This is a genomic window from Capnocytophaga sp. HP1101, from assembly GCF_054772415.1.
The window spans coordinates 51,402-60,067 of the sequence record NZ_BPUU01000011.1; the positions used below are offsets into that span (position 1 = coordinate 51,402).

An 8,666-nucleotide genomic window follows, 5' to 3' on the forward strand; every position below is an offset into this window, starting at 1 on the left:
TTACACTGTTTGCATTTGGTTTACACTGTTCACAACTCTCAAAAGCTCTTCTTTGAGTCGTTCTCCAAAGTTCTCTACACCTTCACGTACTGATGATACATACACTTTGGTATCCGTGCCTAAGTTGCCTATCTGTATGTTGATATGCGTTTGTCGTGTACCTCCTGTTACGATATTATCTTTAGTTTTATTACCCTTCTCTGAAAAAGGCGTGCTGACAGTAGAAGTAGCTAACGGACTCATTTTTTGTGCTGTTTGTCCTATGCCCAACTTACTCATCAATCCGTCTTTCACACTCGAAAGACTCTTAAACTCTAAAGACCCCCACGCTTTACCAAAAGCTTCTTTAGCTTTAACTCCTGCCTCACCTGCTTTCTTATAGCCTTCTGCTACCGATTTTGCGCGCTCCTGCAAATCGTTTTGTATTTGGCTTATCATCGCTTGGTTCTCTTTACTATCTCCCAAACCTACAGCCTCTTTAAACTTATACCAAGCCAACTTACAGAGGTCTACACCTGCCATAAAAGCATTGACCGCCGTATTCCAATGGGCTTTGTAGGTGAGAATAAAAGCTTCCCACAAGTACTTCATTCCTTGCATAGTGTTATCCCACGCTTTGCCCCAACCGCTCACACCTACAATACAATAAGTGATGATCGCAATAAGAGCCACAATACCTGCTATAATCAATACTATAGGATTAGCTAAAAAGGCAAGGTTCGTTTTAATCACTGCCCACGATAGTCGGTTCTGCCACGCCGCCGCAATAGCCATATAAGTGTTATGCAATGTAATAGCTGTAATAAATACTCCTAACACCGCTGCAATACCAAGGATTATAGGGTTCCCCTCCTGAAGCCTTTGTATAAACCAATTGAATCCCTCGTTCAAAGTACTAAATACCACTGTAGAAAGTGCTACCAACAGAATCAGTAACGGACTTATAATCTCATACACTTTTACAGCTATAGATTGTATCGAAGCCATTAAAACTGCAAACCTGCCTTGTAGAGTGCTGTTCACATTTTCTGCTCCTTGATAAAAATCTCCTTGTGCATCAGTTGCCCATCGGAAAGCCTCAGCTAACTCTCTCGCCGAAATCCTTCCTCTGTTCATCCGTTCTTGTAGAGAGTTCATACTCTCGCCTGTCCGCTCACTTATCACTTGCAAAGGATTAAATCCTGCCTGTTGCATCTGTGTGAGTGTAGCTGCTTGCAATTTCCCCTGTGCGGTTACTTTGGCAAAGGCGGTAGCCAAAGGTTCTATCTTTTTGCTATCCCCTAAGGCAATATCTCCTATCTGCTTGAGTGTTTCCAATGCTCTTTCAGGGGCTAACCCTGCTCCCATCAAACTCTCTTGAGCTTTTACAAGTGATGGTACTTCATAAGCCGTTTGCCCACTGTATTGTGTGAGGTTCTGGTGTACCTCTTGTGCCTTTTGCATATTGCCTTGCATCAAAGTAGCCAAACTCATCTTTTGGGTATCCGCTGTAAAGCCCTGCTTTAGTATTTTCTGTAAAGACGAAATAGGGTCTATAATGTTATTTACCACCTCCTTTAATCTTTTTGTCTGATCAAAGAAAGAAGATATCGTGTTTTTTGGATTTTCTGCCATTTATAAGTTTTTTCTTTACTTTTTTATTCTCCGTATGATTCACTCTCCTTTTGGCGAATCCATTCCAGTTCCTTCACTCTCATAGCCCACTCAGTATCATTGAGGGCATCGGGATTGGCAATATGCATATAGTAACGCAGTGAGGCATTGGTAATACGCAACCAATCCCGAGGCTCGTCAATTTCCGCACTGCTTAAAGCTTTTCCAAGGTAGCTTCCTTAATCTGTATCAGTTCACCAAGCTTACTGCTTGCCGAGAGGAAAAGAGCATCATCAGTCTTAATCTCTTCGTCTCCTCCTAACCAACAGTTGGTAAGGATAGCCTCGTTAAACTTCATTGGGTCTTTTGTCGCCAATGTCGAAGCATAACTGAGGGTTGCGCGGTCAGGCGTTCTCAAGTATGCTACTTTATCATCTACTCGCAATACAAATACCTCTTTGTACTTCGCTTTCCATTGTTTGATTTGTTCTTTTGTTACGTCCATTTTAATTTGCTAATTTCCTAATTCTCCAATTTGCTAATTTTCTGCCTGTCGTGCTACGACCTCGCACCTAATTCTCTTCTTTTTTTGTGGTAAATCCAATATTCACCTCAATAAAATCAGCATACCCCACAGGAAGAAGTTTTAGTCCTACTACCACTTTGCCTGTTTGCAACACCTTTTGCTGAGGGTCGATACTAATGCTCACTGCCGATAGCTCTCCTTCTGAAACCATTTGGCTTTGTAGGACATTCTCTAACTTAGTTTGCCAACTCTTGATAATCGCGGGGTGGATACTGCCGTCTTCTGAAAGTAATACTTCATCACTCAATTCCTCTACCAAAGCCCCATAAGCAAGAAGCAATGCTTTATCCATTACCAAACCATTGCTCAAACTTTTAAAGTCATCTGTGGGTTGGGTAAGCGTGTTGTCTCCAGAAAAGTAGTACCCCGAACGCCCTACAAAGGTGCGAAAGAAAATATATCCCTTGTCGTCCAAAGCGTCCCACTCGTCAGCTTTGCTGTCGATAGTAGCACCATTAGTAAAGTAAGCCACCAAAGGTAATACACTACCGTCCTTCACGCGGTGAATTTTGCGCTGTACAGGTATAGAAGCAATTTTGCCTAAAAACAGACCCATAGAGGCTTCTTTCTCTTTATCGTCATTACCGATAAAGCACGCTACCTTGTTGAGCTCGTTTTCTGAAAAATTAGTAAGGTCAGCCACTTTACCATTCCAACTGTTACCCGATACCACTACCCTAAAAGGCATATATTTCTTCTCAAAGTGCTCTGCAATAGCTTGTGCTTTGACTACAGCGGCTTGTACATCAGCATCTAAGCCCGCGGCAATAGTTTCGCTACCAGTAGCCTTTTTCACTACTCCTAATACCCTAATAGCACCTTTGGCATCGGCTATAAGAGTTGGCGCAAAAGTGCCGTCTTTGTCAAGCATCGCCGTCATAGTCGTAGCGTCCGATACAAGCATTACCCACAGAGGTGTACCCGTAGACACTTGGTCGTAAAACGCTTTGACGTGCTTATAGGCAAAAGCGTTTTCAGCCTCCGAAATACCCAATGCTACAGCTTCATTTAATGAAAATACTTGGTACGACTTGCCAAGCTCTACCTTACTGGCTACAGCTGTACCTGTTACAATAAGCCCTGTAGTTTTTTGAATGTTATTGCCCGTACGGTTCATACCATCTTTGGCAATGTTAAATAATACTTTTGGTAATCCCATTTTTTAATTATGTGTTTTTGTTAATTATTTAATAAATGTCCCCCTGCCCCTCCCTTATTATATCCTTAATTGTAACTCTACTAATTAAAAGGCAAAATAGCTAAAAATAACTGTCCTCTATTAACTCTTAACTGTTAAAGGGTTTCCTCTTTTTTAGAATTGTTACCAGGGCGGTCAGTAGCGGTTACTATTATTTTATCACCTGTAAGCGAGGTATTAGTAACCGTAGTGGTGTACACCCATTTGCCCTGTACAAGAGTCGCACTACCTTCTTCCACAAGAGTCGCGTCGTGATCTTCAATGCGCACTTTCACAGCTGTAACCTTAAAAGCATCTCCCGCTTCTATCACTATTTTCTCTCCTGTGGCACTACCCGTATAGCCCGAATGGTCTATATGGGCAATTTTAGGAGCGCGCAAATAGTCGGTCATTGCCATATTGTAAGCCGATACATTCCTGCGCTTTTTAGCCTCTGCTGTATAGTCCTCTTTTAGCGAAGGGTCTTGCAAAGCGTTTTTGGCATAAGCCGAAGCGCGTACAAATCTCTCTTGTTGTGCTTTCTGAGAAGCACTGGGAGCTTTGGTGTGCGAAGGAGGCGTCGCAACAATAGTTTCTCCTCCACGTTGGCGAAATACAAATACTTTACCTACTTTTCCACTAAGCCCTGTAATAGCATAGTTTGATTTACTTTTCCCCATTTCTTCTAATTTTTTTTGTTAAACATTATCTTAATTGTAAGTGCACTTCTATCGTTTGTTTTACGGTGCAAAATTCCGGCGGTTTTTTCAGTTGTGAAAATCGGCAAACAAGCCTTGTACTAATTTGCTACAACCATTGTACTAATTTGCTACAAGCGTTGAACGTCTTTTTCCTTACCTCATCTATATGTACGACCTTTGCACCATCAACAAATAACAAATGTGTAAAATGAAAGATTTACTCTTAATCAAAAACGATTTGCACCTTGCCGAAGGTGATTTTCAGGTAGGTTCCTCTGAGCCTCAACAACAAAAAGCAATTCTTACTGCCGAAAAAGGACAGTGGAAAGAACACCCCGAAGTGGGCGTGGGTATTGCCCAAATGCTTGCCGACGATCTTTATACCGAAATGCTTATTGAGGTAAAAAAGCAATTGGAGTACGACGGTATCCCCGTAAAAAACGTAACCCTTACCCCTCAAGGCTCCCTACTAATAGAGTAATTGGTGCTATCCGAAAAAGTCTCATTTGTCGATTTTGCATCGCTACATCCCCCTTTGAAGGGGGTAGGGGGATGTTAAAAAGCAATAGATTACTTTTTCGGGTAACCCCTATTCGGCATAACTACCCTGGAAATAAAGTATCGCTTCAATAGTACGAGGTGATAAAAACATAGTGTTTGCTATCTCCTCTACAAGAGCATCTACTTTCCACTGAGGGTGTTTAGCACTCAATTCATCAAAAAGCTGACGCACTTTTTCATTGCGTTTTTGTAAGCGCTCTTTGCGCTGTTGTGTATTGTCACATTTCATATGTTTCATTTTTTAATGTTAAACTTTTTGCCAACTTTGGTAGAGTCAAGAATAACTCTACCAAAGTTTTTTTTTACCTTTGCATCTCACTCCCTATTGCCTAAAGCCTGAGGCCTCTTTAACTTCCACAAAAAAGGTTTCATCTTGAGTCACCACCACCCCTATTTTTGGAAAAAAATCAGCTATTTGTTCATTGTTGCGTTCCGCAAGAAGTTTATCTTTAGCGGGTTCTTCGGCTATGCGCACATAGTCAGGCAAAAATTCTTTCAGCAGGTTTGTCACCGCATTCCACGTAAATCCTTTTAGCGTTTTCAGCTTAGGTGTACCTGTGCGGAATCCTATAGTCCCGTGCAAACTGTCAAGTGATTTCTTCTTGACAAATAACCTGTTCTTGTTTGCCAATGCATAAGCTTGTAGCACATCAAAATTAGTGTCTTTTATTTCTTTAAGTGTCGCCAATTCGCTACTGTATCTATCGCGTATAGCGGCAATTTGCGTCTCTATCGAAGCGTTTATCTTATCCATTTGCGCCTCTGCCTTTGCATAAAGAGAAAAAGCATTCTCCATTTCTTTCTTACTTACTCCCGTAGGAATTATTCTTTTTGTTCTTGCCATTTTCGTATTGTTTTTTAATCGTTAATTTTAAATGTAAATAGGGAGAGGTTCATAATCAATTTGTTAATCCAACCCTTGATTGGTATTACTAATTCTAAAATTCTCCCCCCTACCCTATCTTTACCTTTAGCCCATCGCTGGCTTTACCTTTTACTCACATACCCAGCTGTGAGCCCTCGCTGGCTTTAACTTTTACCTGCCCGTGCGGCTCGCACCTTTTACCTTATAAAGCGGGTGTTTCTCTACCGGTTGCCACTCCCTTTGCTCGTCTAACCAAAGCAAGTGTCGATCTTCATCGTATTTAAATACAGGAGGTTGCCAATTATGTTGCTCCACCCACATCTGTAGTTCTTGCACGCGAGCGGGTACTCTATTAGTACGCCCTGCTCGGTATTGTGAGGTCTGTAGCCGTTCCTCAAATGTAAGCACCTGCAAAAAACTATTCAGCGCAAGCGCTTTAGTGTACTCTAAAAATCTATTCATTGTAATTATTATTTTTGTTATTTATATGAATCAAGAGTTAAAAAATAATTATCTTTGATTAACCGTGCTTTGTCGCTTTTGCGTCACACATTCCCCCTCAAAGAGGGGGCTAGGGGGAGGTTATCCCCTCTTTGAGGTAGTCTGCGAGAGCAGAGTATGTGAATAGGGGGAGGTTATCCCCTCTTCGGGTTGTCCGCGACTGTCGAGTATGTGAGGCATACGCCCTCAATAAGTTTATTCAGCCCTTGATTGGCATTATTTATTATTGTTTTTTTCTCTTTTACATCGCTTCCCCTAATGCCTCTTCACTTTTACATCACACTTCCTAAGGCCTAAGGCCTATTCCCTTCTCAACTCTTCTCCACAAGCCGCCCATATTTTTTCAAATCACTCCACCAGTTCACCTTATGCCCACTAACCCTTTGGGGCAAATAGCGCACCGGCTGATGATAACTCTTGGCTTTTTCTAACAATACAACCGCTTGCTCGCGAAGCTTGCGTTGTACATACTCATAATCACTGACTTCATTTAAATGTATTCTCATTGCTTTTGCTATTTAATATTAATTCAATATATAATTTGAGAGTTTTGTTATTCGTGTATAATGACTATCGCTAACCAACCAACCGTGCTACAATTGCCTGTCTTGCTACAGCCCCTCCCCTTTTACTAATTCTTCTCAGCCAATCACCCCTCGGCAATAATTTTTCTATTACCATAACATTGGTAATCCACAATTTTTTTGTACTTTTGCTCATTGTTCTATTCATTTTGTTTTACGGTGCAAAATTATAAGATATTTTTCTACACTTCCAAATTTTTTGTAGAAAATATTTTATATATTTTTCTATGTGATTGATTGCCAAAAAAATATTTTTTATCCATATGTCAAATATCGTTAGTAGACTAAAAGATTTTATCGATTTCAAGGGATTATCGGTTAGAAAGTTCGAAGAGCTTGTAGGCTTTTCCAATGGTGCTTTTGCTACTCAGTATAAAAATAACAAGTCTATCGGAAGTGATAAAGTAGAAAATATTCTACGCTCTTTCCCCGAAATAAATGCTGAATGGCTATTAACGGGCTATGGCTCTATGCTTAAAAATGAAGAAATAATAGAAAACCCGCACATCGAAATTATCAAACCTTTAAAAATAGAAGGAAGAGATTTAACCCCAAAGGTCGTAGTAGTTGAAGAAGACGAACTTTTTAACCCCATACCCTTAGTGCCCGTATACGCCCAAGCCGGCTATCTCAATGGCTATGAAGACCCCGAGTACATAAAAGAACTCCCTATGTACAACCTCCCCGAAATGCGTAACGGCACTTTTAGAATGTTCCAAGTAAACGGACTCTCAATGTTCCCTACCTTGCAAGACGGCAGTTATGTAGTCGGACAATTTGTTGAAAATTGGGAATGGCTTTCTGATAACAGGGTTTGTGTGGTAGTTACTGAGCGCGACGGAGTGATTGTAAAACGCGTGTTGAATAAAATAAGAAAGTACGGCAGTCTGTATTGCAAATCCGATAATCGCGACTACCCTCATATCACCGTTAGAGCCGAAGATATTAAAGAAGTATGGGAGTGTAAAATGCACCTCTCTTTCGAGTTCCTCGACCCTATCCCCGAATACCAAAAAATAGCCGACTTAGAAGCTAACGTTCAGTTCCTAACCGAACGCGTAGAGCAATTAGAGCATTATAACAAACCTATTTTAAAACAATAACCTTTAAATTTCCAAAACTCCTAAAAGCCCTTTACCACCCTCTCCCCTCTCCGAGTTTGTCCGCAACTACCAAGTAAGTGAATAGGGGGAGGTTATCTTCGTTCATTGTTCGTTCATCGTTCGTCATTCCTTCGTCTTTGAGTCGCTACAGTTCCCCCTTCGGAGGGGGATAGGGGGAGGTTTTCTTCGTTCATTGTTCGTCTATCCGCCTGTCGTGCTACGACTGCCCGTGTGGTTCACACCTGCCTGTGCGGCTCGCACTCCCCCTCTCCAAGTTTGTCCGCAACTACCAAGTAAGTGAATAGAGGGATGTTATCAGCCTCTATTGCCTTTATTTCTTGCACCCTCTTCGTCGCATCTCCCCCTTTGAAGGGTTGTCGGCAATTGCCGAGTAAGTGAATAGGGGGGATGTTTATCCCTCTTTTCCGTCACCACACTCCCCCTCCACGAGGTAGTCTGCGAGAGCAGAGTATGTGAATAGGGGGAGGTTTTCTTCGTCCCTCGTCATTTGTCCCCCGTCGCATCTCCCCCTTTGAAGGAAGTCCGCACCAGCGAAGTATGTGAATAGGTGGATGTTATCACCTTTTTCCCTCTCCACATTCTCCCTTTGGAGCTTGTCCGCAATAGCCGAGTAAGTGAACTGGGGGATGTTTTCTTCGTCATTCGCCCCTCGTAATTTGTAATTCGTAATTCGTCATTAATTCCCCTTTCTTTCGCCTCAAAACCCCATTATTGGCATTTTTGGCATTATTGTATTACAGTATGAATCAATCACTTAGACACCCTTTGTATAACAATCGTCCAAGATTCGTATAAGCATCCTATAAGCTTTGTATAAGCTAACCATACCTTTCTCACAGCTCACCTTTTACCTTTTACCTAAAAAATCCCTTCCGAACCCCTCCGTTTCCTTCCGACAGCTCCAATACCCCATTTTCCGTCACATACTCCCCCTTACAGCCTGTCGTGCTACGTGTCCTGTCCTAAAAAAGGTT

Annotated in this window: 10 protein-coding genes; 2 read left to right on the top strand and 8 right to left on the bottom strand. The window is 41.7% G+C overall.

Features of this window, described 5'->3' with window-relative positions:
* The 4 genes from RCZ04_RS08615 to RCZ04_RS08630 form a co-directional block, all read right to left on the bottom strand.
* Positions 1-1,614 carry a tape measure protein gene (locus RCZ04_RS08615; RefSeq protein ID WP_460485636.1) on the bottom strand — a complete coding sequence of 538 codons (1,614 nt, stop codon included), beginning with the start codon at positions 1,612-1,614 and terminating at the stop codon, positions 1-3.
* Positions 1,615-1,807: 193 nt separating this feature from the next.
* Positions 1,808-2,098, bottom strand: a complete 291-nt coding sequence (locus tag RCZ04_RS08620; RefSeq protein ID WP_009411050.1) for a hypothetical protein — start codon at positions 2,096-2,098, stop codon at positions 1,808-1,810.
* 67 nt (positions 2,099-2,165) lie between these two features.
* Positions 2,166-3,338 (bottom strand): phage tail sheath protein, encoded by a 1,173-nt coding sequence (locus RCZ04_RS08625; protein ID WP_460485637.1) that lies wholly within the window; start codon positions 3,336-3,338, stop codon positions 2,166-2,168.
* Positions 3,339-3,472: 134 nt separating this feature from the next.
* Positions 3,473-4,036, bottom strand: a complete 564-nt coding sequence (locus RCZ04_RS08630) for a hypothetical protein (RefSeq protein WP_460485638.1) — start codon at positions 4,034-4,036, stop codon at positions 3,473-3,475.
* A gap of 229 nt (positions 4,037-4,265) precedes the next feature.
* Between RCZ04_RS08630 and RCZ04_RS08635 the strand changes: the two genes are divergently transcribed.
* Positions 4,266-4,538 carry an oxidase gene (locus RCZ04_RS08635; RefSeq protein ID WP_460485639.1) on the top strand — a complete coding sequence of 91 codons (273 nt, stop codon included), beginning with the start codon at positions 4,266-4,268 and terminating at the stop codon, positions 4,536-4,538.
* 108 nt (positions 4,539-4,646) lie between these two features.
* Here RCZ04_RS08635 and RCZ04_RS08640 read toward each other — a convergent pair whose 3' ends face one another.
* The 4 genes from RCZ04_RS08640 to RCZ04_RS08655 form a co-directional block, all read right to left on the bottom strand.
* On the bottom strand, positions 4,647-4,847 hold the full coding sequence (locus tag RCZ04_RS08640) for a hypothetical protein (RefSeq protein WP_460485644.1): 201 nt from the start codon (positions 4,845-4,847) through the stop codon (positions 4,647-4,649).
* A 93-nt stretch (positions 4,848-4,940) separates the two neighbouring features.
* Positions 4,941-5,462, bottom strand: a complete 522-nt coding sequence (locus RCZ04_RS08645) for a host-nuclease inhibitor Gam family protein (RefSeq protein WP_460485640.1) — start codon at positions 5,460-5,462, stop codon at positions 4,941-4,943.
* A gap of 192 nt (positions 5,463-5,654) precedes the next feature.
* Positions 5,655-5,945: a hypothetical protein gene (locus RCZ04_RS08650; RefSeq protein ID WP_460485641.1), complete on the bottom strand. Its 291-nt coding sequence runs from the start codon at positions 5,943-5,945 to the stop codon at positions 5,655-5,657.
* A 350-nt stretch (positions 5,946-6,295) separates the two neighbouring features.
* Positions 6,296-6,490: a hypothetical protein gene (locus RCZ04_RS08655; RefSeq protein WP_460485642.1), complete on the bottom strand. Its 195-nt coding sequence runs from the start codon at positions 6,488-6,490 to the stop codon at positions 6,296-6,298.
* A gap of 341 nt (positions 6,491-6,831) precedes the next feature.
* On the opposite strand from RCZ04_RS08655, the gene RCZ04_RS08660 reads away from it, so the two are divergent.
* Positions 6,832-7,671, top strand: coding sequence for a S24 family peptidase (locus tag RCZ04_RS08660; protein ID WP_460485643.1), 840 nt, complete (start codon positions 6,832-6,834; stop codon positions 7,669-7,671).
* Positions 7,672-8,666 lie beyond the last annotated feature (995 nt).